Origin of the sequence: Belliella kenyensis (genome assembly GCF_022549675.1) — a bacterium.
Taxonomy (GTDB): Bacteria; Bacteroidota; Bacteroidia; order Cytophagales; family Cyclobacteriaceae; genus Belliella; species Belliella kenyensis.
The window spans coordinates 123,889-149,707 of the sequence record NZ_JAKZGR010000001.1 but is presented as its reverse complement, the minus strand read 5'-3'; the positions used below and the strand labels follow the sequence as shown (position 1 = coordinate 149,707).

The following is a 25,819-nucleotide window of genomic DNA, read 5'->3' as shown; positions in this document are numbered from 1 at the left end:
CTTGATCATTCAGGTCGTTTTTTTTTGTCAATGGGGAACTTATTGGATAAATATTTACCTTTGTTTTTGAAACAATATTGCAAAAACGAATTACAATTGATTTTCAGATATATTTTAGGGCTTATTATGCTCTTTACCATTCATCTTTCTCTAGCCCAAACTACCCTAGAGCTCAAGGGGAAAGTATACGCAGATACAGGTGATCCTCTTCAAGCCATTGTGTCAATTCACGAGTTGGGTAAGTACACTGTAGCAGATCCTGAAGGAAATTTTTCTTTTGTAGGATTGAATGAGGGTATATATCACTTGCACATTACGCATATGGGGTTCAGGTCTTATAGCAAGAATGTAACTATGACTCAAGAAAGCCCCACCCTTTCTGTTGTACTCAAGTCTTCAGAAATTTTAATGGATGCAATGACCATAGAGGCTAATCCTTTCAAAAATGGTCCTCTAGAACAATCCCAAACGATCTTAATTGTAGACAGAGAGTTTTTAAATAAGAATAATGGAGGAACCTTTGCCAACTCTATAGAAAAATTGCCTGGCATATCTACCATCAATACAGGAGTAGGTATCAGCAAACCAGTGATCAGGGGTATGAGTTTCAATAGAATCCTAGTCAATGATAGGGGCATCAAGCAAGAAGGGCAACAGTGGGGAGCAGACCATGGACTGGAAATCGATCCATTCGATGTAGACAGAGTTGAAATCATCAAAGGACCAGCATCATTGATGTATGGTTCTGATGGTATGGCCGGTGTCATCAACATCAGTCCTTCAGGCTTCAAGCAAAACAACGAGATTGAACTTAATTACTCAGGATTTTATCGCTCAAACAACGATATGTACTCCAATTCATTAGCCTTGGATGGAAATGAGGGGGATTTTGTTTTTAGGGGAAGATTTACTACTCAGGATTTTGCAGACTATAAAATACCAGCAGATAGATTCTCATATGCAGGATTTATATTGCCTATACATGAAAATAGGCTGAAAAATACAGCAGGCAAAGAGAGACATTTTTCGCTAATGGGAGGTGTCCAAAAAAGTTGGGGCTATTCCACCCTGTCTGTAAGTAATTTTTCTCAAAACGCCGGGCTATTTGTAGGAGCCGTTGGAATTCCTAATAGCTACAATCTCAGAAGTGATGGTGATTTTAGAAATATCGATATTCCCAATCAAAAAAATAGTCACCTAAAAGTAATCTGGAATAACAGCATTCAGATAGGTAAATCTTGGATGGAAGTAGATCTAGGGTATCAAAGAAATCAAAGGCAAGAGAACTCCTTCCCGCATAATTTAGGTGTTGGACAAACTGATTTTGGGAATCTTGCTTTGGCTTTAGACCTTGATGTCTACACAGCAAATCTCCGATTCAATAAGCAACACAATGAGCAAACACAATCTATCGTAGGATTCAATTTTCAAAAATCAAAAAATGAAAAATCTGGATTTGAATTTTTACTACCAGATTTCACATCAGTACAAGGAGGATTGTTTTATTTTGGTGAATATAAAGCATTAAGTAACCTCGTATTCAATGCAGGAATAAGGTTGGATAGGGCTATGCACAATATTCAAGAACATTTACAACCCTTGTATCAAAACGGAAGACCAACTGGCCAGATCGACCAAAGAAATCCAGATATCGATAGAAGTTTTGGTAATTTGAGTGGTAGTGCTGGACTCTCCTGGGTTTTTTGGGAGGATTTTAATTTAAAATTCAACCTTGGAAGTGCTTATAGAATCCCTACTCCCGTTGAATTGGCAACCAATGGTGTGCATCATGGAAACTTTAGGCATGAAGTAGGCAATGCAAATCTAAATGGTGAAAGGAGCTACCAACTAGATTTAAATCTGGCCTATTCAAAACCCAAATTTCTTATTACGCTTAGTCCTTTTTGGGGATATTTTGACCAATATATATACCTTGCTCCTGCTGCACGCTTTTCAACACTGCCTGGAGCAAGCCAATTGTGGAACTACAGACAGGATAATGCTATTTTTACTGGATTTGAAACGATAACTCAGTTTAATCCCGTGAAGAATTTAAGCTTTTCATTGGGCTTAGAGTATGTGTACAGTCATAATTTGAATTCAGGACTTCCCCTTCCATTGACTCCACCATTCTCCAGTTTGCTGGGAATTGACTACAAGCTGCCTGAATTTTCCAAGATATTTGGAGAAATTTTTCTTTTTGCAGAATACCGATATGTCTCAACTCAAGATAGAGTGGATAGAAATGAACGCACTACTCCAAGCTATCAGTTGCTTGAAATGGGCTTAGGTTGGGATATAAATGTGAAAAAGCAAACTTTAAAATTCCAGATTTCTGGACAAAATCTCACCAATAGCATTTATTTTAATCATTTGAGTAGATACCGACTACTCAATCTTCCAGAGCAAGGTAGAAATATATCATTCAACTTGAATATCCCCATTAGAGTTAGATAATTTCGATTTTTCTTGAGACTTAAATTGAAATGCATTATGTTTGCAACATTATTGCACATACAATGTTATTGCACATACAACAAAATTGCATTATTTAATGATTATGAAGAAGAATTTAGGATTATTGGCAATCGCAGGATTAATGGCGTTCGCTTGTTCAGAAAATGAAGACCCAAGTGCTTTAGATCTCGATGCACCAGTGATTGGATTTGCTGAAAATAGAGATGGATTCAGACCTGCTCACAATGAAGTAAGAGCATCTACTACAGATCACCTTCACCTGAGGTTCAGTGTAACAGACGAATCAGGAATAGGTTCAGTTCTTGTAGATATTCACAATACATTTGATGGACACACTCATGGAAGAATCCAAAGTGATTTTGAGGCATTGAATGTCAAAGACATCTATAGTCCTGATGCAAGCAATGCAGTATTTAGATTTCCAGAAGGATCTACTTTTCTTAATGTAGATGGATCTACGACAGACATTTACTGGGATGGACCAAGCTCAAGAGTAAATGGTAATGTATTGGCTGGTCCGTACGACATCATTATCTCGGCAGTTGACATTTATGGAAATCAGACACAGTATTCTGATGGCTCAAATTATCTGGCGACTTTCTTCATAGAAAGACCTTATGCACCGGTAGTTGAGGTGACCAATCTTGAAGATGGTGAACTTGAAGGCGAACCAGGTGAAGCTTTAGAGCTTACTGGAAGAATAGCAAAGGGATCTCATCAATTGAGTTCTGACATTAAGTTTGTCTGGATAAGATTAGCTGAAGAGCATGATGATCACCATCATGGAGCAGGACATAGAATTATGGATGGGACATTCTATGAGAAAATGTGGGGAAAATCTACATGGAGAACTAATCTATCTGGCCCAGACCTTCCAAATGTGAATGAATTAAGATTTGAAGATATACTTTCTGGTGATAATGCCATTACTTTGCCGACTGGAGAAGATCATTTGGATTTGATTATTTGGGTGGAAGATATCAACGGAAACGTCACTCAAAAGACTTATGAGGTTCATGCTCATTAAGAGATAATACTTATATTTAGAGGAAAATCAGTTTCTGGTTTTCCTTTTTTTATTTCTAAAAATCAACAAAACCATTCCTAAAGATGAATACATTCAACAAACTCAGCTATGCATTAGTCTTTGCTATTGCACTTTTAGTATCCTGCAATAGCAAATCTGGACATGATCACCATCATGAAGAGGTAGAAGATGAAAACCTTATCGAAGCCAATAAAATCCATCAGCAGTCACTTGATATCAGAGAAGAGTTACTTCAAGTAGAAAAAGATCTTAAAGATGCTGAGATTGATTATACAGAATTGAAAGAAGAGTTGAAAATTTGGGATAAAGATATCATTGAAGTACCAGGATTCGAACACTCTCACGATGATGCTCACCAACGTAAATACCATGTGCACAACCCAATGAAAGAATTCACTCCAGTGGAACATAAAAACTATCAGCAAGTAATGCATGATGAAATTGTCGAGTTGTCTTCTAAATTAAAAAGAAGACTAAGCAATGATGTAATGGCAGATTAATGTAAATTTCATGATGTGCGAAATGCTCAAAAATTTGAAATTGTCAAAAAAAACCTATAAAGTATTAGTAAAAAAAGACTGCCACAATATCTGTGGCAGTCTTTTTTTACTAATCTGATTGTCTACTTTTACATTATTAAAGTCATTTGTAAATTATCTAACGTACTTGGAGACTAACCACTACCGCTATTGCTATCGAATGCATCTATAGCTACGGCTACCAATAAAGTGCTGATAAATAATTTTTTAAAATAGCTTGAATTAGTCTTAGCAGACATTAATCAAACCTAATTCATCAACAATTCAATCAACTGTACTGGAGCATGAATTTCTTTAACTTGTTCATCAGCTATTTCTTTTTGGAGCTGATACTCCAGTTCAAATATCAAACCCATTACAAACACCTTGTCCATTTTTAGATCTTGGTCAAATCTTGCGAATTTTTTCCTTCCAGTGAGGACTATACCATAATCATGGAAAACTCTAGATATTGTTTTTAACTCTTTATATCCTTTCATGAATTAAACTTTTAATAAACCAAATGTAAGTTGTCTGACAAGATGCATACTTCCAATGATAAGACGGTCAATATAAGCTTCTTGTCTTACTGATTTTGAGAATTTTTAATATAATATTTGATTGCTTAACTAATATTAATAACTGAACCCATTAGACATACTCTGCTGCCTCAGATTCAAATTCCTCCACTGGTGTATCTTCTAAGATGATCGGGGTCTTTTCACCTCTCCCTAGTCTAACCATCAGTCGATCAAACAAATAATAGATCACCGGAACTACCACCAATGTTAGGAACATGGATGATATCAGTCCGCCAATGATCACCCATGCGAGGCCATTTTTCCATTCTGAACCAGCACCACTAGCGAGAGCAATAGGCAGCATACCAAATACCATTGCGAGGGTGGTCATCAAAATAGGTCTGAATCTTATCTCAACTGCCTTAACCAAAGCTTTCTTGACCTCTACTCCTGCTTCTTTAAGTTGATTAGTGAAATCTACCAGAAGAATTGCATTCTTTGCTACCAGTCCCATAAGCATGATCAACCCCATGATACTGAATATACTCAGGGTACCTTTGGTCAAAGCCAAAGCCAAGAAAGACCCAATCAATGCCAATGGCAACGAAAACATCACAACTAAAGGATATACATAGGAGTCATATAAAGCCACCATGATCAAGTATATCATCAAAATAGAAGCTATCAATGCCAAACCCAAACTTCCAAAACCTTCAGATTGGTTTTTCATCTGACCTTCATAATTAACCTCAATCTGGTCAGGGAGATCCAATGCAGCAATTCTTTTGCTCACTTCAGAACCTACATCTCCTGTGGTAAATCCAGCTACTTGGGAAGAAACATTTACCGAAGGTACCCTATCTCTTCTTTCTAATCGAGTGGCACCCTCAGTCTGTATGATGTTGGCGAATTGACCCAATTGGATTAATGAACCTTTATTATTCAGTAATGTAATATCTTCTAAATCAGAGATTGACTTTCGGTCGAAGTCATTTAACCTTACTAAAATATCATATTCATATTCTCCATCGGTGTACTTAGAATCATCATTGCCATTGAATGCTATTTGTAATGCACCGCCTACAGCATCCATGGTTAGGCCAAGTTCGTTCATTTTCAATCTGTCTACCTGAACTTGAAGCTCAGGATTACCCTCTTCAAGTGAAGAGGTGACTTTTCTTGTTCCTCTGATTTCTTCCAAAATAGCTTGTATCTGATAAGAGGTCTGATAAACGTCATCCCGTTCTGGGCCAGATACGACTACTTGAATAGGCGACTCATCGGCTGTACCAAGTACGGAAATAGGAACTGCGGTATATTCTGCACCGTCGATGTTTTCTTCGAGGTAGTTTTCTACTTTTCTTGAAAGCTCAGGTGCCGTGAAGTTTCTATGCTTAGCATCTACCAATTTGACGGCTACCTCTGCGGTGTAGGGTACTGCTTGAGATCCAGTAAGTGAACCACTCGTAACACCTACTGTGGAATATACCTGAGTCACTTCAGGAATTGAACTTAAGTATCGCTCTACTTCTTGAGTCTTGAAATTGGTCTGCTCTAAAGTCGCATCTTTGGGAAGCTCTACCCTGATGATAAATTCTCCCCTATCACCTTGACTGACAAATTCACTGCCGATGAATCCATTGGTCACCAACAAAAAAGAAGAGAAAAATAGCACCACGGTCATGACTATAAGTGCTGCCTTGTTTCTAAATCCCCAATTCAATATATCAATAAGCCGGGCAACAAAAGCGTCGAGCCCTTTTTCAAAACCATAAATGATTTTTCCAAAGAAAGAATCTGGATTCAAATGCTCCAATTTGGAGAACCTAGATGTCAACAATGGAATCAAAGTGAAGGCTACTATCAAAGAAATCAAGGTAGCTGTAGCAACTGTAATCGCAAATTGAGTCAAAATTCCTGCAATCAATCCGCCTGTCATGGACAAGGGAACAAACACAACTACTATAACCAAAGTAATCGATACTACCGTGAAGCCTATTTCCCTGATCCCATCATAAGACGCTTGGGCTATACTCTTCCCTTTTTCCAAATGCCTGTAAATATTCTCTATCACCACAATCGCATCATCCACAAGTATCCCTACTACTAAAGATAGAGCCAGTAAACTCATCAAATTCAATGTAAACCCTGCCAAATACATAACAGTGAAAGTAGCTATGATAGATGCGGGTACTGCTATCATGACAATGATGGCATTCCTGATACTGTGTAGGAACAACAGCATGATGAAAGCAACCAGTACAATAGCGATCACCAAATCCATAATCACATGATTAGCTGCCTCCAAAGTAAATATGGAGCTATCCTGATAGGTTTCGAATACCAATCCCTCAGACTTAAAAGTAGACTCAAGCTTTTGAAGTTCTTGATTGACTATTTTTGATACTTCTACGGCATTGGCATCAGATTGCTTTTGGATAGTCAGACCTATGGCTGCGTTTCCATTGAGTCTGACGAGGATTTCGGTGTCTTTGAAATCATCCCTAACTTCCGCAATTTCTCTCAAATATATAGGTGATTCATCTGATCTGTAGGCAACAGCCAAACTTTTCATCTCCTCAATCGAAGAAAATTTCCCAGCAAGTCGAATCAAAATTTGAGTATCTTCATTTTTTATTTTTCCAGTTGGAAAGTCCAGATTTGAGGCTTTGAGTACTTGTACTACTTGTAGAGGTGATATTCCATATGCTTCCAGTTTATTCCTATCTAAACTTACATTGATCTCTCTTTCTGTTCCGCCTAGCATATTGACTTGAGCGATACCTTGGATCTTTGAAAGTGATGGGAGTACCCTGTTTTTGACCAAATCATAGAATTGAGCTGGGTCTAGGTCAGAATACACTGCCATTTGCATGATAGGAAGATCAGCTATGTCAAATTTACCAATACTCGGTCTTTCGGCTGACTCTGGAAGGTCATTTAGGATTTTATTGATTTTTTGACTTGCGTCTTGGACAGCAAAATCTATATCAATATCACCTTCCATCAAGATCGTCACTACTGATACACTTTCTTGAGATAGTGAGTTGATATTTTGAATCCCCTCTAGTGAGGCTAGTGCATCTTCAATATGCTTGGTCACTGAAGTCTCTACTTCCGAAGGTGCTGCTCCAGGATATATAGTCGTGACTGTCAGTACATTTTGTTCAAACTTTGGCAAAAGTTCATATGAAAGTTGGTTGTATGAAAACAATCCAAGCAATGTAAGTACGGTGAAAAGCACGACTACCAGCGTCGGCCTTTGTATAGATAGTTTGGTAATTTGCATGATTACTGCACTTTGACTTTTGTTCCTTCTTTGATATTGATCAGCCCTGAGGAGATGACTTCATCTCCAGAAGCTAGCCCCTCTACAATTTCTACATAGCCATCTTTCAATGGATTGATTTGAACTTTTCTATAAGTTGCCACATCATTATTGATGACAAATACTCCTGGCTCTTTGAGACTTCCTACGATGGATTTTCTACTTAGCTGTAGTACATTTTCTTTCTGAGCAAACTCAAATGAAGCTGTGCCATACATACCTGGTCTTATCTTTCCGGTGTCTCCTTGATTTAACAAAATTCTCACTTCGTATTTGAAGGACGCATCAGCTTTTTCTGAGATGAATTCGATTTTTCCTTTAAATTTCTCATTTGGAATAGCATTCGCTGATATATTGACTTCCTCTCCAAGTTTGATTCTAGCAATTTCACTTTCAGACACATTCACTCTAAGCTTTAAAGGGTTCTTATTGATTAAGTTTACTACAGGCATGCCCGGGCTCAAAAATGTCCCTATTTCATAGAAATCTTCATTGATAAATCCTGAAATAGGTGCCTTGATTTTGGTATCATCAAGTCTTTTTTCGAGAGCCAAAAGTTGATTTTCGGTGATTTGGAAAGACATCTCTATATCTTCAAACTGCTTTTTGGTAATGGCTTCGCTTTGAGCCAAATTGATATATCTTTTCAAATCTTTTTCCGATTGATCTTTGTTCAATTTTGTAATATTGTATTCGGATCTGATCAATCTATCATCAATCTGAATGATGACCTCGCCTTTTTTTACATAGTCACCTTTTTTCTTGAAAATTTGAGTCACTTTTCCACTAGCTTCTGACATGATCTGAAGCTCTTGAAAAGGTTCAAATACTCCATTGGAGGTGAAATTTCTCACGATTGATCTTGGCTGTACTTCTTCAGTAGTGACTGAAATGAAATCACTAGTTTTCATGGCGATTTCAGCAGTCTCATTTAGCTCGACTTTATTATTGTACAAAGTATAAGCTGTAGCTGCTACTCCACTGAGGAGTAGTACAACGATGATTAATTTTTTCATTTTTTATAGATTGATAAGGTTTTTGATATTTCCAGTTGATTTGAGGATTTCTAATTGGGAGATTCTTACCTGAATGATTTGGTTATTATAGTTACTCTGAGCAGCACGTAAAGTAGTCTCTGCTTCAAGCACATCCGTCAGTGGGCTGATCCCTTCTTTGTAAAGAAGTTCGGTTTCTTCCATCACTTCTTTGGCTAGCTTCAAATTTTCATATAGTGAATTGAGTGTATGTATTGAGTTAAAATATTTACTTGTTGCACTATGATATTCTAAATTTGCCGATTCTTCTGCCAAAGCAATATCATACTCGAGTTGTCTTGCTTTTACCTTGGACTGGGCCGCTTTAGATCGATTTACAAAACCATCAAAGATGGGTATGTCCAGTTTTAACCCTACTAGAAACCCCTGATACCAGCCCTTACTTTGACTGAACCAATCGAAGCTGTTTCCAAATGAATTTGTATTATAATCTGCAAATCCAACCAGTTGAGGCTGATTTGTAGCTCTGATATTTTTCAGTTCATAATTGTACAACTGCTGCTGAATTGACAATATCTGAAGGTCTTTTCTTTCACCTAAGTCAAGGTCCAAAATCCTGAAACCAGGAAGGTCATTGTCTTTCTCCCCTATCTCCATATTTAAAGCTATTGGGGTATCTACAGGGATCCCCATAAGAAGATTGAGGTAGCCTTTGCTCCTTTCAATATTGATATCTAGGTTCTCTAACTCACTTTCTAAGCTGGTCAAATTGACCCTGACACGATTCAAATCTACCTTTCTTCCCAATTCATTTTTGTATTGAGCTTCAAGGATCTTAGCCAAACCTTCCAGTTGATCAATGTTAGCCAATAGATTCTCTCTCTGTAGCTCCATCTGTACGGTGTTGAAGTAGTTCAATGAGATGTCATAAATCACATCCTCTTCTGTTTGCTGTGAAAGAAGCTTGTAAAACTCTTCACCTGTCCTAGCAGCTTTCAATCCCACCAAATAGGAATTGCTAAATATCAATTGGTTCAATTGAGCACCTGCTTGTATGGATTGAGGTACTCCAAATGCTACTACATCGATACTGCCTGGCGTACCTCCAAAGAACTCACCAGGTAAAGCTTGAGGAAAGACATTGATGAAATTTCGATATTGCCCATAACCATTGAGCTGAGGTAATCCTGCTCCCCTGATTTCATTCCTTTGAAATCTAGCACTCTCTTCATCCAAATAGGCTTTTTTTAATGTTCGACTATTTTCTAAACCGATTTTTAGACTTTCAGAAAAGGTCAATTTGCCTTGGGGTGACTGTGGTATGTCTTGCTGTGCCTCAAGGCGAAGCGGACTTATCAAGAACATAGCATAGAATAGATACTTCCGTAACATAGATTTAATTTGTATTTTAATATTAAAGTATAGTTGGTTCTGAAAATAAAGAACTAGATAAGTAAATTTTTTTAAAGACCTTTTTGTCTTTTGTATTTTTCAATGAGCACCGGTATCTCCATTTTTATGAATTTGATAAAATTCAAAAATTCTTTCAGTGAGCAGTTAAAATCTGCATTTGTTTCACCTCTTTCTACCAAAACCTCTTCTAAAACTTCTTCAAACTTAACGATCTCCATAAGCTCCTTTTCCATATCGCTGGTGAAGTCTTTCATAGGAAGGTGAAAATACCGTTTTCTATCTCCAGGCTTGGTGTGATAAGCTACTTTGCCAGTGGCTTGCAGAAATGTCAGCGCATTGCTCACCGCACTTTTGCTGACGTTTAGTTCATCTACAATTTCTTCAAACGTAACCTCAGCACGCTCATGCACTAGCATCAAGCCTATGATTCTACCAAACAAAGGTTGCATTCCTTTGAATTCAAAATGAACCCCTATCTTTTCTATCAATGCTCTCTTCTTCTCACTTAATGCCATAACAAGTCTTCAAATTTAAAATTATAGATTCTGATAAAGATCAGAAAAATGATTGCGTTGTTAATCTTAGCTCTATAACGATGCAAATATAAATAAGTTTCTTTAATTCTGTAATTACAGAACCAAAATTTGTGATATTTTTTTTAAAAAAAAACTCAAAGCTCCTTTTCCATAATAACATATTCTAAACCAGCCTTTTGAAATGTTTTATCTGTAGTTGTTAATCCGAAATTTGAATAAAAGTCAATCTTTGATGCTCTCGCATTACACCAAATTTTAGATAAATTTTGCTGCTGAGCGAAACCTATCATATAAACCAAAAGCTTGCTTCCATAACCTCGACCTTGAAAAGTTGGTAAGGTTGCAAATTTCCTAAATTGAGCTTCATCTCCTTTTTTGAATATAGAAACTACTGAAATAAGTTTTCTATCTACAAACAAACCAAGGTGAATAGCTTCTTCATCACCAGGCACCCTTACAAAATCAATGTCTCTATCAGGCCACATAGCCAAATGTCTTACAGGTAGGGCTTCTTCCAAGGAAATTTCTTTTATTAACATGATTCATTTGGGTTATTGAGGGTTGGACTTGCAAATTAATTGTACAAACTTATGTTCCACAGAAAGTTTGATATCCTAAATCTCCATTTTCAGGAGGTATTCTATACGCAGTATATTGCTCTTTGTTTTGGTAGGGATCACGTATCACTTTTAGCAATTCATCGAATTGTCCGAATTCACTTGACTGACTAGCCCTCATAAGTGCGGTTTCTACCATGTGATTTCTTGGAATAAAAACAGGATTATAGCCTTTCATTTTCAAAATGGTTTGATCCAAATCTCTTCCATCCATAGTAGCTCTACTCATCCATAGCATGCTCCATTCTTGAAATTCCATACTGTCAAGAAGAGGAGAGTCGTAATTTTCTCTATCAGCGATACCTAGAAAAGTGTTGGTATAATCTGCTTTATATTTGTGCATCATGTGCAGCAGATCCTCGATCAAATTTTGATCTCCACTTTGATTGCCCTCCCAGCCTAGTTTATTCCTCATCATATTAAGCCATTTGGATTCATACTGTGATGGAAATGAGTTGATTATATCCTGAGCCATCTCGATAGCTAAATTTTGATCAGTGTGAAGTTGATCTAAAAGAGCTATAGCCAATCTAGAAAGGTTCCATTGGGCTATCCTTGGCTGATTTCTATAAGCATACCTTCCCTGTGTATCTATAGAACTGAAGACTGTGTTCGGATCATAGCTATTCATAAAAGCGCAAGGGCCATAGTCGATTGTTTCCCCAGCTATACTCATATTATCCGTATTCATCACACCATGAATGAATCCTACCCTCATCCAGTCTACAATCAAATCCGCCTGGACTTCTGATATCTTTTTAAGCAATTCTAAAGCTTGATTTTTTGCGTTTTCCAATTCTGGATAGTGTCTACTTATTGCATAGGAAGTCAAAGCTTTTTGATCTTCCATAGTCCCATATTGGTAGGCATATTCAAAAGTGCCTACCCTAAGATGACTTTTAGCTATCCTAGTCAAAATCCCTCCATTGTATTCCATCTCTCTTTGTACCTTCTCACCAGAATTGACCACTGCTAGCGATCGAGTAGTAGGGATTCCTAGATTATGCATAGCCTCAGAAATCAAATATTCTCTGAGCATGGCTGAGACTGTCGCTCTACCATCTCCCCCACGTGAATATGGCGTTCTACCAGAGCCTTTGAGTTGGATATCGAAAAGTTCTTGACTGCTGGTCAAAAACTCCCCTAAAAGAACCGCTCTGCCATCACCTAGCATAGTGAAATTCCCAAATTGGTGACCTGCATATGCTTGCGAAATGGGCATGGATCCTTTCAAAACCTGATTTCCAGAAAGCAACTCTAGCCACTCATCTTGTGTCATCATGGGTAATCCCATTGCTTCTGCCAATGAATTATTAAAAATTATAAATTTTGGATTTAGTACAGGATTTGGCATTTGTTGAGAAAAAAACTTTGCAGGCAGTTTGGTGTAGTCATTTAGAAGTTTTAAGGATTCCATTTTTGAAGAGAAGTTATAATTTACTTAGAAAAGGAAGATTTGTAAATATATGTCCTATTATCAGCAATTTTAGAACGTGTACTAATGCATAATAATTCAATTATATTAGTACAACTTTATCTAAAGGAAGATTTGGTAAAGAAAACATAACATCATTTTGGAAACAGTTGGGTACCGCTTATTTAACTTTATTGCTCCAAATGAGTAAGTGCCCTAGGAATGTTACCGATCAAAAACCAAAAACAGTTTGAATCCATTTTCAATGAATATTGGGAAGCTATGTATCAGGCTGCGTATGTCCGTGTCAGAGATCAAGCCATCACCGAAGATATTGTTCAAGAGGTTTTTATAGATGTATGGCAGAGAAAAGAAAGCATCTCCATCCAAAGCTCACTCAAAGCTTATTTGTTGACTGCTGTCAAATATAAGGTACTCAAACATTTCAACTCCCTAAATAAGGCATCATTTCAAACAATCGATAGTCTAGAACTTGTAGCTGAGGAAAATGAAGATTTAGAGAAATTTGAAATGCTTTACAATCAGTTAGAAGTTGCGATTGATAAATTAAGTCCCAAATGCCGTTTAATTTTTCGACTTCATAAAATAGAAGGACTAAGTACAGAAGATATAGCTGTAAAGTTAAACTTATCAAAACAAACTATACATAATCAATTGAGTAAATCTCTGGCCATAGTTAGAAATGAAATGAAGCATGCAGCTCCTATTCTCCTAGCCTTATTAAATACTTAATTTTTTGAGGGTATTACTAATATTTTGGTTTCGCTAAATTTAGTTAGTCCATTTTTTATCTATCAAAAAAACGTTGGTTGTAATGTATGCCTTCTCTTTTAACATCATATTTCCTATACATTAAATACAAAGACTTACAATTAACTTTTTGATAACCTCAAAATATGGTAATCACAGACCTCTTTGGGAACATATTGGTAAGAAGCCAAAATTATGCATCAATACTTTCAGAGTTTAATACAAAAGCTGTTTTCAGGAAATGCGAGTTCAGATGAAATTCAAGAAATCAATAAATGGTATGATACTTTTGAAATTGATCAAGATATTGAAATAGCAGATCATCAAAAAAGGACCAAAAGCCAAATCAAAGCTGAGCTTTATCAAAACATCCTTCAGCGAACTGATCATAAAAAAGCAAATCGGACAAGAGTAGTACGTTTGATCACAACTTTAGCTGCTTGTTTTGCCATTGGATTGTATGGTATCTTTTACCTACTCGATCAGTCACAGAGTCAAGAAAATACAATAATTCAAAATGTCCTAACTTTTTCTAATGAAGAAGGGATGATCAAAATGATCAAGTTACCAGACGGGTCAAAGGTATATTTGCATCACAATACTGAAATTGAGGTTGAATCAGATTTTTCTAAGTCAAGAAATATTTCTCTAAGTGGAAAAGCATTCTTTGATGTGGTATCAAACCCAAACTTACCATTTGTGATCAAAACAGAAAACCTTGAGACTAGGGTTCTGGGCACATCTTTTAGCATCAGTGCTTATAAAGGAATGGCTGAAACTGTGGGAGTAAAAAGTGGAAAAGTATTGGTAAACTCAAATGATAGCCAATATCATGAGCTCACACAAGATGATCTACTCCAATACGAAAACACAAAAATAGAGCTGTCTAAAATCCAAAAGCCTGACTTATTCTTTGGCTGGACTGAACAGACTCTGGTACTGATAGATAGCAATATCGATGAATTGGTAAAACAAATCGAGTCTTGGTACGGCGTATCAATATCCTATCAAAAGCCAAAAATACACAACTGCCGGGTGACAGGTACTTACCAAAAATTGAGTTTGGAAGAAATGCTCCAAGCTATAGCATTTATTATACCCATTGAATATGAATTAAAATCCAAAGAGGTGAAAATCAACTTTGGTGAATGCAAATAGGCGGAGTCGGTGCAACGACTCCACCAAAACATCCATGAATTAGTCTTATGCAAAACTTAAACACGAAAGTTCAAAATTATGAAAAAAAAGTTACCCAGCTTATTTAAGCGAATCAAATTGAGAGCAATGCTGGTGTGCTGCTTTCTTGGCTTGGTACATAACCTGGCCTTAGCAGCCAATGGCAATGCTCAACAACTCTCCAAAGTTGTCATTACATTGAGTCAAAATAATCAAAACATCGAAAAGCACTTCAGTGATATAGAGTCTCAGTCAAATTTCAAATTTTCTTACCAGTCTGGCATTGATTTAAAGTCAGTCATAAACATTTCAAAAAAAGAAGTACAGTTAGACGAATTGCTTCAAGAACTATCTTCTAAAAGTAACCTTAGATTCAAGCAAATTAATCAAGTAATTGCAGTCAATCAAGTCGCTGTTCAAAATGCTGACCAGCTCGTAGTAGTCAAAGGTAAGGTGACAGAAGAGCTCACAGGTGAAGGGCTTCCAGGAGTGAATGTAGTGATTCAGGGGAAAAATAAAGGCACCATTACCGATATGGAAGGTCAATATAGTATTTCTGTCGAAGTGGGTGACGTCCTGATATTTTCATACGTAGGATTCAAGAGACAAGAGTATGTCATAGGAAATGAAAATACCATTAATGTCATTCTTAAAGAGGATGATTCACTTTCAGAAATAGTAGTGACAGCATTGGGCATCAAAAGAGAAGAGAAAGCCCTTGGCTATTCATCCACTACAGTAAATGGTGAGGAACTCACAGATGCACTCCCAAATAATTGGAGTGATGCACTTACGGGAAAAGTTGCAGGGCTTAACTTGATCAAGTCTGGTGGCGGGCCTGCTGGATCCACTCAAATCATACTTAGAGGCGAAACTTCACTTACAGGTGATAATTCAGCACTTATTGTAGTCGATGGTGTTGTGATTTCTGGAAGTAGTGGTCAGCTGACCGGTCAAGGGAGTGGCTCCTACCTGAGCGATGATTCTCCAGTCGATTTTGGATCAAGTCTATCAGATATCAACCCTGACGATATCGCCAGTGTCACAGTCCTCAAAGGCCCAGCAGCTGCTGCATTATATGGAGCAAGAGGTGCAAATGGTGCAATCATGATCACAACCAAAAGTGGAAGTAGCACACAAACCAAAGGACTGGGCATCACTTTTTCTTCAAACACAGCCTTTGATATGATCAATAGATGGCCAGATTATCAAAATGAATATGGTCAAGGTAATGTTGGGGGAGATTTATACTATAGCTATGGTGCTACAGAAGATGGCCCAAGTACCTACTCTACCAGTTCAGCTTGGGGACCAAGATTTGATGGACAGTACTACTATCAATACAACCCTGAATTCCATAGGCTTACACCTCCAGAAAGGACACTTTGGAGAGCTTATCCTAACAATAGAAAGGAATTTTTTGAAACTGGAAAGACTTTCACAAACAACCTAGCCATACAAGGAGGTAATGCAAGAACAAGGACAAGACTCTCATTTACCAATATGAGAAATGAATGGATCGTCCCAAATACTGGATACAATAGAACTACTGTTGCATTCAGCTTGAACCATGACATCACAGATAAGCTATCTATCAATACCAAAGTAAACTATAATTACAGACAATCTGACAACTTGCCTACTACTGGGTACAATAATCAGACGATAATGTATTTTATCAGAGGTTTGGTACCCAATGCCAATATGGACTGGTTCAGAAATCCATGGGTTCCTGGTCAAGAAGGGGTTTTGCAAAACAGACCCTTTTCAAACTTACTTGATAATCCATATTTGCAAGCCTATGAGATGCTTAATGCATCTGAGAGAAATGGATATGTAGGAACTGCCCAAGCAAACTACAATTTCACGGATGAATTGAAATTGATGGTCAGAACCACCATTGATATGATGTATGAGTCAAGAAGTCAACAAAGACCTATGGGAACTCAAAAGTTCGCTGAAGGAATGTACAGGGAACAAAACATTTATGCACATGAGATCAACTCAGATTTTTTGCTTTCTTATGATTACAAGCGAAAAAAATCCTTCGACTTCAGCATGTCTGTAGGTGGTAGCTTGATGAAGAATACTTACAAAAAAGATGAGTACAGAGCTGAAAGACTTTTATTCCCTGGAATCTACAGCTTTGCCAATAGCAAGGATGTATTGATTTCACTTCCATTTAGAAGAAACTATGCGGTGAATAGCTTGTATGCATTAGGAACTGTCAGTTACAAGAATGTTTTGTTTCTTGACATTACAGGAAGACAAGATTGGGCTAGTACACTCGCATCACCAGTCACAGGAAATGTATCGCCTTTCTTCTACCCTTCTGCTAATCTAAGTGCAATATTGTCTGATGCTATTCAATTGCCCAGACAGATTGATTATCTTAAATTAAGAACTTCATATGCCTCAGTTGGTGGTGGTGGTACTACAGCCTATTTGACAGATTATTCTTATGGGGCATTGCCCACATTCCCAGGTGGATTGACCAACCCAACTGCTATACCGGATCCCAACTTAAGTTTTGAAAGAACAAGAAGTTATGAGATCGGGACAGACATCAAAATGTTTTCCAATCGTTTTGGTATCGATGTGACACTTTATCACAGCAACTCCTTTGATCAGATCCTAAGTACACCAGTAGATCCAGCAAGTGGATACAATTCAAAAATTGTAAATGCTGGAAATGTTCAAAATCAAGGTATTGAAATAGAATCCTATGTTGTCCCTGTCAAAATAAAAAATGGTTTGAACTGGCGCGTATATGGGAACTTTACACATAATATGAGCAAAGTAATCTCTCTTGCTGATGGTATGGAAAATATGGTGCTGGGTACTGTTTTTGGTAGCAGGGGAACTGTCGAAGCTAGACCTGGAGGAAGATTTGGAGATATCTATGGCTTAGGTTATGAAAGAGCACCAGATGGTCAAATCCTTTATGAAAATGGCTATCCGGTCCTTGGTGATTCTATCCTATTCTTAGGAAATGCAACACCACTGTATAGATTTGGATTTGGTAATGAATTCAAATACAAGCAATTCAGAGTTTCTGTACTTTTTGACGGACAGTTTGGTGGTCAAGCTTACTCTTTGACTCACTCTGTACTGATGGAAGAAGGAAAATTGAACAAAACCCTACCTGGAAGATATAATGGAATTATAGGAGAAGGTGTCATAGCTAATGGAGATGGTACCTATAGACCAAATGATGTGGTAGCTACTTCTATCAGAGATTACTATTTCAGACATTTCAATAGAGACAATTTAGAGTCCAACATTTTTAGCACTGATTATATCAAGCTTAGAGAAATGAGAGTGGACTATAAAATCCCACAAAAGTACCTGCAAAGGTTGATGCTTCAAAATGCAACCGTTGGTGTATATGGAAGAGACCTCTTTGTGTTTACCCATTGGCCTTCATTTGATCCAGAATTTGGAACCTTAGGCAATGGGGATATATCCAAAAGTGCAGAAATTGCGCAGTTTCCTTCTACCCGTACAATCGGTTTCAATATATCATTAGGCATTTAATATTTGAAATCATGAAAATCAAATCAATATACAAATCAATTTCAACAGCAATCATTTTGGCTGTATCCGCTTCATGTACCGCAGATTTTGTAGACATGAATATCAACCCCAATACTTCTGTGGTAGCAAATCCAGAATCCTTGCTTGCTCCTACCCTTCACGATCTTGTATGGAGAAATCAAAATCGTGCCATGAGGCTTACCAATGAAATCATGCAAGTACATGTGACTACTGTAGACTCAAGAGAATTTCACAGGTATTTCATTAGACCCACTGAGTCAGATTATATGTGGCGAAATTGGTACTTGCAGCTCACAGATATCAAAGATATCTATAATAAAGCCGAAGAAACACGAACTAATGGGTTTGAGACATTCAAAGGTTTATCAAGAGTGCTAGAGGCTTGGACATTCTCTCTACTGACGGATATGTTTGGCGATATACCCTATACCGAAGCAAATCAAGGAAGAATCGGTAATGTCACGCCTGTTTTTGATCCTCAAAGAGATGTCTACTTTGGGCTTTTCGAACTGCTGGAAGAAGCTAACACTTTATTGTCCACTAGTGGAAACCTACCCGGAAACCTTACTGAATATGATCCTTTATATCAAGGAAATGCTCTTCTGTGGAGAAAATTTGGGAATTCTATATACTTGAGGCTTTTGTTAAGAGCTTCTGGCAAAGCTGAAGTAAATGCAGCACAAAAAATCCGTGAAATCATTGAGAACCCGAGTCAGTATCCCATTTTCACGAATCCAACAGAATCAGCTATTTTACCTTTAGGAAGTCAGCAGCCTTTGACCAGTGCTTTTTGGAATTTTAGAGATTTTGATTTCAATGGAGATAAAGGATACACCGAATTTTTCATCAACAACTTGAATTCTTGGCAAGATCCTAGACTTCCAATTTGGTCTACCATGGCTTCTGGAATCTATGCAGGAATTCCCAGTGGCTGGTCTTCTGGACAGATTCCAGAGCGCCAGAGTACGTTACAAGTTGGATTGAAAACTGATCCTAGAATGGGCAATATCATCAACCATGCGGAGGTTCAATTCATCTTAGCTGAATCAGCATTGAAAGGTTATATCAATGGCAATCCAAAGGATTATTACGAATCAGGGATCATTTCTGCACTTGCTCACTGGGATTTGGAAGCTCCAGATGGCTTTTTAAATCGACCATTTTTGGCATGGGAGGAGGACTGGACATTTGATGAAAAGATGGATGCTATTTTAAAGCAAAAATACTTTGCACTTTTCTTCACGGATTTCCAGCAATGGTATGAGCATAGAAGAACTGGTCATCCAGTGCTGATCCCTGGAGATGGAATGCTGAATGGTGGGAGAATGCCTGCTAGATTTGGCTATCCTATCAATGTACAGGCCCTTAATGCTAAAAATTATAATGAAGCACTTCAAAGAATGGGCCCTGATAATATCAACACAAAAGTTTGGTGGAACACAGAAGATTAATCTTAGAAAGCATGAAAAGGTATTCAATTATAAGTCTATACTTATTGAGCATATCGCTCCTATTCTCATCTTGTCTCAAAGAAGACGAGAATCCGGCAAGTGGCACACCCAATCCGATAGCTGCCCTCCCTGTAGTTCACAACTTATACAAAGGTGAATCAATAGAAATCACCCGAGAAAAACTATCAGGTGCATACATTACCCAAGGTTATGTCATATCTGATCAACGAGCTGGAAATGTCCCAGCTGGTCAATTAATCATAAGCTACAATTGGAGAAGTGTCAACAGAGGCTTGACTTTGTTTCTAACTCCTGAAATTGCATCAGGTTATGAGCAAGGAGATTTCATAGAAATCAACCTTGAGAATTCAAAGCTAGAGCGGGTTAATGGAACCTTAGGAGTCACCGGTCTACAAAGTACCCAAGTCAGAAGAATAGACAGTGACAATTCTCTAGATGTGGCTGCGCTAGATATTGCGAGACTTAAAGCTAACTTTTCCCAATTTGAAAATACCCTCGTGATGGTAACGGCCGATTTGGTGGAGTTTCCTGAGGAAGGCAAAACACTAGCAGGCCGCACCATGATTATAGACGGAAGTGGAGAATCTGTAGCAATCTTTGTAGATCCATCAGCTGATTTCAGTGACATCCGACTAGCTCCTAGCGCATCTTTTCGGGGCATTGCATTTCAAGGTGAGCAAGGGATCGAAATACGCTTGAGAAATTCCAATGATTTGGTTGAGCCTAGTGGACCTCTTTATTTAGGATATCCAGAAGATTATGAAGATCCTTTGGCTTCTGCTAAGCCTAGCTACAATATGGTTGCTATAGACAATATTGTTGAATTAAAAACAGGCCCATGGCAGATGTTTCAAAGTATACTTGGAGATATTCAAAATAGAGATCGTCACGTGAGCGGTACGCAAGCGGTCAGATTTCAGCAAAATTTGACTGTATCAGCATTTTTGGAAATGAAATACGATCTTCCAAAGGGAGCTTCCAAAGTTACCTTCTGGTACGGTTCATACTTCAATGACCAAGGATGTACTTTTCAACTAGAGTCATCCACCGATCAGGGGCAAACTTGGGAAATCGTAGGGGAACCTATCACTGATGCTCATACTTTTGCCACAAGTTCCATAGCAAAGCAAGCTTCATTTATTGTAGACATCAGGGAACCAGTAAGATTTCGAATCAATAAGCTCGGCCTAGGTCCTAGCAATGGTACCACTGTAAGAAATGGTAGATTAGGCATAGATGACTTTGCAGTTTATGAAAACTACTAATTGCTTTGTCAAGAAGTAGAAATTATTCATAATTCAATAAACAAATTGGCTTTTCTTCTATCACAAGAAAAGCCAATTTCGTAATGCCAAATACCAAAACCTAAAATCAGCTCTTGCTGAAGTATACACAAATAGAAAATTCTACAATCAATAAAAAATACGCTCGTTAAAATAATGAAGATGAAAAAAATCAACCTATTCCTCATTGGATTACTAAGTAGTACTTTCCTTTGGGCTCAAGAAACAGCCAAAGGCATCGTATATGAAGATCTCAATGGCAACGGAAAAAAGGATAGAAATGAAAAAGGTATCTCTGACGTGGCAATTTCCAATGGAAGAGATGTCGTAAAAACAGACGAAAAGGGATCATATAGTCTAGAAGTCAAGGAGGGTGATTTGATATTTTTGATAAAGCCATCAGGTTATGCAGTAGCCTTGAACGAATTCAACTTCCCTCAGCATTACTATATCTACAAGCCATCAGGCTCACCAAAAGGATTGAAGTATGCTGGATCTGAGCCGACAGGAAAACTCCCAAAATCGATAGACTTCCCCATCAAAAGACAAGACGAATCGAGTTCTTTTACTGCTTTGGTTTTTGGGGATCCTCAGCCATATAACCTGACAGAGGTGGACTATTTTTACCAGTCAGTAGTGAAAGAAGTTGAGGGGATTCAGGGCATTCCTTTTGGAATTGCCTTAGGAGATATTGTTGGTGACGATCTCAGTTTATATCCAGCCTATTCTAAAGTAATTTCAAAAATTGGTATACCTTGGTATCATGTCATGGGAAATCATGATCAAAACTATGATGTAGAGGAAGATCAACTGACAGATGAGACTTTTTCTAAGCATTTTGGCCCTTCTACTTATGCTTTCAATTATGCTGATGCACACATCATCGTATTAGAGAACATCCTATATCCAGATCCACGAGATGGCAAGGGCTACTGGGGTGGTTTTAGAGAAGATCAATTGAAGTTTCTTGAAAACAATTTGAAGCATGTTTCGAAAGACAAATTGGTGATTGTGGCGATGCATATTCCTCTCTTTGAAGAAGGAGATTCTTTTAGAGATGAAGATAGGGAGCGTTTGTTTGAATTGCTTAAAGACTATCCACATACTTTGAGTATGTCGGCTCACACGCATTACCAAAGACAAGATCTTATGGGAGAATCTTATGGTTGGAAAGGGAATAGGCCGCATCATCATTACAATGCCGGAACACCCTCAGGGGATTGGTACAAAGGCCAATTAGATGAAAATGGACTACCTATTGCCACCATGAGAGATGGCTCACCTAGAGGGTATGCATTTTTGGAAGTGAATGGCAATGAGTACAAGATCAATTATAAAGTACCTGGAAAACCCGCAGATTATCAAATGGACATTTTTGCTCCAAAGGTCATTGAAGCTGGCAAAAGAAATACCTCTGATATTTATGTAAATTTCTTTATGGGAACAGAAGAAAATGAAGTTCGTTTCAGGCTAAATGAAGGTAAATGGGTAAAAATGTCTTACCTCGAAGATTATGATCCAAAATACATGCTTGATCTTTTTGAGTGGGACAGATCAGAGAAATTGCTTGAAGGTAGACGACCTTCATTGCCAGCCAAAAGTACTCACTTGTGGCGAGCTAGTGTTCCTAATAACTTACCTGCAGGTATCCATACGATAGAAGTTGAAGCTACAGATTTGTTTGGAACAAAGCATAAGGCAACTGCAAAAATCGAAGCAGTAGAAAAATAATTCTCAATTCAACTCAAACCTATATAACAAAATCAGCTATTAGTCGCTATTGAAATAGTCGATTAATAGCTGATTCAATTTTAGTAGCAGGCTAATTTATTTTATTAATATACTGGAAACTCTTTCCAAAGGCCTTCAAAATCATCTATCATATGCCACTGGAAATAAGATGACTGAGGAGTCAACCTTCCACTAGAAACACTCCCAGTAGTGATGAACTGCAAAGCTGCTCCCAATCTAGCCTCAGCAAGATCACCCCAATCTTTACTTGGGTCATCTGGTACAGGAAAGTTTACTGGAAATCCTTCAAAGTAGTCAGCACGTCCATTAGCATTATCAATTGCAAAAGTGATCGGAACTACCTCTACATTTTTTTCTCTCAATAATCTATTGTCAAAAGAAAGTGGAAAAGAACCCACTGGCTTGCCATAAGTATTGTCTCCTATCAAAATCACCTCAACATAAGGGTCTAGACAATTGATCAATAACTCTGATGCAGAAGCTGATCCACGTGAAGTAATGAATATGATTCTACTCAAATTCAAATTTCCCCTTTTACTGAAATTCACTGATCGATTATTATTTGATCTTGGCGCATTATGCCTGTTTGTGTACATGACTTGTCCAGAATTCGCCTGTGGCACCAAATAGTTTAGTATCTGCTCCGTCACCGCTACAGAACCACCACCATTGTACCTCAGGTCAATGATCAATTCATCTATATCTTCTTGAGAGAAGTAGCTGAAAGTATCTTCTACTTCTTGGCTTCTGACAGGATTTGTCAGCCCTGGAGTTTGTCTGAAACTCTGATACACCCAATAGCCCACCTTTTTGTCATTTTGCAGAAGCACATTGCTGTAAAGCACAGAATTGGATTGAAATTGGGCTTTTGATATAGTGGTCGCCTTTTCAGAACCGTCAGGTAATTTGAGCTTGAAGCTGTTGGTATACCCTACTTCATTTGGTCCTAATTGAAAATTAAAACCATTGCTTGTTCGATATTCAGAAATTGGTTTACCATTGATCTCAACGACTTCCCATCCTCTTTTCCAACCATCTTTCCCGGCAGGAGCCTCATTATATACAAATGATATATACATGCGATCATTCAATAACGAAAAACCAAAGCCGTGAGCTCCCGTAATCGTTCCTTGAAAAGATGCATTGAAAGCTTCTCTTGTAGTGATATAAGACCATCTGTCTAGATCCTTGAAGATTATAGCATCCAAAAGAGCTTCATTTGAGGTGTATCTTGTGACATCTATATTCTCAGGTATTCTTTCATTCCAAAAATACCACCGCTTCATAGATTCTACAATTGCATTTTGAACTGCAAAATCCACCTTTGCAGGATCTGGATTTTCTTCCTTTGGATTACAGCTGCAAATAAAGCCGAAGGTAAAAACCAGAAGAATAATTTGAGGAAAGAACCTGATATTCATAATTTTAATCTATAAGTTAATATTCACATTAACGATTTTTTCCTACCAATCGGTTCATACCAAATAATCATAAACTTTCACTTCTGCAAAAAGATGTCCATACTCTTCAATGAATTGTAAATGAAGTGGATCTTCTTGATAAACGTCATGATCTTCTACAGAATCAAATATCACCAAACAGGATACATGAAAACTGTGATCCACAACATCCCGGCGTTTGGTCGGTGCTGGTGTTCCGATTACTGCATCAGCTACAGTTTTACACTTTCCCAGCATTTTTACACCTTCAAGGAAATTTGGTATCTCATCTTCTGAGGTCAGCCAGAAAAATACTTGGTGATACAAACGTTGTTTCGGATGGTTGTCGGCATACAAACTGCCTGACAATGAAGCTGTAGCACCTGCTAAAGCCACTTTCTTGATAAAGTTTCTTCTAGATTTCATAGGTTTTGATTTGAAAGTTATAAATATAAAAATTTAAATTGCTTCCTCATCTCCTATCACTTAAAAGATTATTAATATGCAATACAGAAAATTAGGTAAATCAAATCTAAATATATCGGAAGTAAGTTTGGGAACTTGGCAAGTTGGTGGAGGCTGGGGTGGTCAATTTGATCATCAAATGGCTCATCAAATACTACACAAGGCACTGGATGAGGGTGTCAATTTTTTGGATACCGCAGATGTTTATGATGGTGGCTTGAGTGAGGCCGCTGTAGGAAAAGTAATCAGAGAGCGCAGTGAGCGTGTATATGTTGCTACAAAGTGTGGTCGCTTTATCAATCCTCATGTCAACGAAGGCTATACACCTACAGCACTCAGAAAATATGTCGAAGCATCTTTGAAAAATCTAGGACTAGAAACAATAGACTTGATCCAACTTCACTGCCCTCCAGCAGCGGTATATCAAAGAGATGAGATTTTTGAACTTTTTGATATTTTGAAAAAAGAAGGAAAAATTCAAAATCTAGGTGTCAGCGTAGAACTTGTAGATGAAGCTAAAGCTGCAATAAAATATGAAAATGTCACTTCGGTTCAAATCATTTTCAACATGTTCCGACACAAGCCGGCAAAGGAATTTTTCCCTTTAGCAAAAGAAAAAAATATAGGTATAATTGCTCGAGTACCTCTAGCAAGTGGACTTTTGACAGGAAAATTGACAGCCACGAGCAGTTTCGATCCAGAAGATCACAGGTCTTTTAATAGAGAAGGAGCTGCGTTTGACAAAGGAGAAACCTTCTCTGGTGTACCTTTTGATATCGGATTAGAAGCGGTAGACGCTTTGAAAGAGATCTTTAAAGGGAATGAACCTTTGGCACAATGGGCACTGCGTTGGGTCTTGATGTTTCCCGAGGTGAGCACAGTAATCCCCGGAGCTTCCAAAACAGAACAACTCATTTCTAATATTCAAGCAAGTCGATTACCTTCAATATCTACTCAAATGATGGAAGCTGTAAATGCTGTATATCAACAGTATATACAAAAAGAGGTGGAACATCAGTGGTAAACAGCAAAGCC

The 25,819-nt window shown here is 37.8% G+C and carries 19 protein-coding genes; 10 read left to right on the top strand and 9 right to left on the bottom strand.

The annotated features are described in order from the left end of the window. Positions 1–126 precede the first annotated feature (126 nt). The 3 genes from MM214_RS00550 to MM214_RS00540 all read left to right on the top strand — a co-directional run bounded on the left by MM214_RS00550 (position 127) and on the right by MM214_RS00540 (position 4,026). Positions 127–2,457, top strand: a complete 2,331-nt coding sequence (locus tag MM214_RS00550) for a TonB-dependent receptor (protein WP_241290820.1) — start codon at positions 127–129, stop codon at positions 2,455–2,457. Positions 2,458–2,560: 103 nt separating this feature from the next. Further along, a complete protein-coding gene (locus MM214_RS00545; protein WP_241290818.1) occupies positions 2,561–3,505 on the top strand; it encodes a DUF4625 domain-containing protein in 945 nt (314 codons plus the stop codon). Between the two features lie 83 nt (positions 3,506–3,588). Continuing rightward, positions 3,589–4,026: a hypothetical protein gene (locus MM214_RS00540; protein WP_241290816.1), complete on the top strand. Its 438-nt coding sequence runs from the start codon at positions 3,589–3,591 to the stop codon at positions 4,024–4,026. A 287-nt stretch (positions 4,027–4,313) separates the two neighbouring features. Here MM214_RS00540 and MM214_RS00535 read toward each other — a convergent pair whose 3' ends face one another. From MM214_RS00535 to MM214_RS00505, 7 genes are all read right to left on the bottom strand, one after another. After that, a complete protein-coding gene (locus MM214_RS00535) occupies positions 4,314–4,544 on the bottom strand; it encodes an acyl carrier protein (RefSeq protein WP_241290814.1) in 231 nt (76 codons plus the stop codon). Between the two features lie 151 nt (positions 4,545–4,695). Beyond that, positions 4,696–7,854 (bottom strand): efflux RND transporter permease subunit, encoded by a 3,159-nt coding sequence (locus tag MM214_RS00530; RefSeq protein WP_241290812.1) that lies wholly within the window; start codon positions 7,852–7,854, stop codon positions 4,696–4,698. A gap of 2 nt (positions 7,855–7,856) precedes the next feature. Further along, positions 7,857–8,909 carry an efflux RND transporter periplasmic adaptor subunit gene (locus MM214_RS00525; protein ID WP_241290810.1) on the bottom strand — a complete coding sequence of 351 codons (1,053 nt, stop codon included), beginning with the start codon at positions 8,907–8,909 and terminating at the stop codon, positions 7,857–7,859. Positions 8,910–8,912: 3 nt separating this feature from the next. After that, on the bottom strand, positions 8,913–10,280 hold the full coding sequence (locus tag MM214_RS00520) for a TolC family protein (protein WP_241290808.1): 1,368 nt from the start codon (positions 10,278–10,280) through the stop codon (positions 8,913–8,915). A gap of 71 nt (positions 10,281–10,351) precedes the next feature. Then, complete coding sequence (locus MM214_RS00515; protein ID WP_241290806.1) at positions 10,352–10,816, bottom strand: GbsR/MarR family transcriptional regulator; 465 nt, start codon at positions 10,814–10,816, stop codon at positions 10,352–10,354. Between the two features lie 155 nt (positions 10,817–10,971). Next, positions 10,972–11,376 carry a GNAT family N-acetyltransferase gene (locus MM214_RS00510; protein WP_241290805.1) on the bottom strand — a complete coding sequence of 135 codons (405 nt, stop codon included), beginning with the start codon at positions 11,374–11,376 and terminating at the stop codon, positions 10,972–10,974. Positions 11,377–11,425: 49 nt separating this feature from the next. Then, the gene (locus MM214_RS00505) at positions 11,426–12,871 is read right to left on the bottom strand and encodes a protein adenylyltransferase SelO (RefSeq protein ID WP_241290803.1); all 1,446 of its coding nucleotides are present in this window, start codon (positions 12,869–12,871) and stop codon (positions 11,426–11,428) included. A gap of 219 nt (positions 12,872–13,090) precedes the next feature. On the opposite strand from MM214_RS00505, the gene MM214_RS00500 reads away from it, so the two are divergent. The 6 genes from MM214_RS00500 (at position 13,091) to MM214_RS00475 (ending at position 22,859) form a co-directional block, all read left to right on the top strand. After that, a complete protein-coding gene (locus MM214_RS00500) occupies positions 13,091–13,621 on the top strand; it encodes a sigma-70 family RNA polymerase sigma factor (RefSeq protein ID WP_241290801.1) in 531 nt (176 codons plus the stop codon). Positions 13,622–13,834: 213 nt separating this feature from the next. After that, on the top strand, positions 13,835–14,797 hold the full coding sequence (locus MM214_RS00495; protein ID WP_241290799.1) for a FecR family protein: 963 nt from the start codon (positions 13,835–13,837) through the stop codon (positions 14,795–14,797). Positions 14,798–14,875: 78 nt separating this feature from the next. After that, positions 14,876–18,352 carry a SusC/RagA family TonB-linked outer membrane protein gene (locus MM214_RS00490; protein WP_241290797.1) on the top strand — a complete coding sequence of 1,159 codons (3,477 nt, stop codon included), beginning with the start codon at positions 14,876–14,878 and terminating at the stop codon, positions 18,350–18,352. A gap of 11 nt (positions 18,353–18,363) precedes the next feature. Further along, positions 18,364–19,824 (top strand): SusD/RagB family nutrient-binding outer membrane lipoprotein, encoded by a 1,461-nt coding sequence (locus tag MM214_RS00485; protein WP_241290796.1) that lies wholly within the window; start codon positions 18,364–18,366, stop codon positions 19,822–19,824. Positions 19,825–19,835: 11 nt separating this feature from the next. Next, a complete protein-coding gene (locus MM214_RS00480) occupies positions 19,836–21,110 on the top strand; it encodes a DUF5689 domain-containing protein (protein ID WP_241290794.1) in 1,275 nt (424 codons plus the stop codon). 180 nt (positions 21,111–21,290) lie between these two features. Beyond that, complete coding sequence (locus MM214_RS00475; protein WP_241290792.1) at positions 21,291–22,859, top strand: calcineurin-like phosphoesterase C-terminal domain-containing protein; 1,569 nt, start codon at positions 21,291–21,293, stop codon at positions 22,857–22,859. A gap of 104 nt (positions 22,860–22,963) precedes the next feature. On the opposite strand, the gene MM214_RS00470 is transcribed toward MM214_RS00475, so the two are convergent. Beyond that, positions 22,964–24,301, bottom strand: a complete 1,338-nt coding sequence (locus MM214_RS00470) for a S41 family peptidase (RefSeq protein ID WP_241290790.1) — start codon at positions 24,299–24,301, stop codon at positions 22,964–22,966. A gap of 54 nt (positions 24,302–24,355) precedes the next feature. Continuing rightward, positions 24,356–24,745, bottom strand: coding sequence for a Dabb family protein (locus MM214_RS00465; protein ID WP_241290788.1), 390 nt, complete (start codon positions 24,743–24,745; stop codon positions 24,356–24,358). Between the two features lie 76 nt (positions 24,746–24,821). Between MM214_RS00465 and MM214_RS00460 the strand changes: the two genes are divergently transcribed. Beyond that, positions 24,822–25,808, top strand: coding sequence for an aldo/keto reductase (locus MM214_RS00460; protein ID WP_241290786.1), 987 nt, complete (start codon positions 24,822–24,824; stop codon positions 25,806–25,808). Positions 25,809–25,819 lie beyond the last annotated feature (11 nt).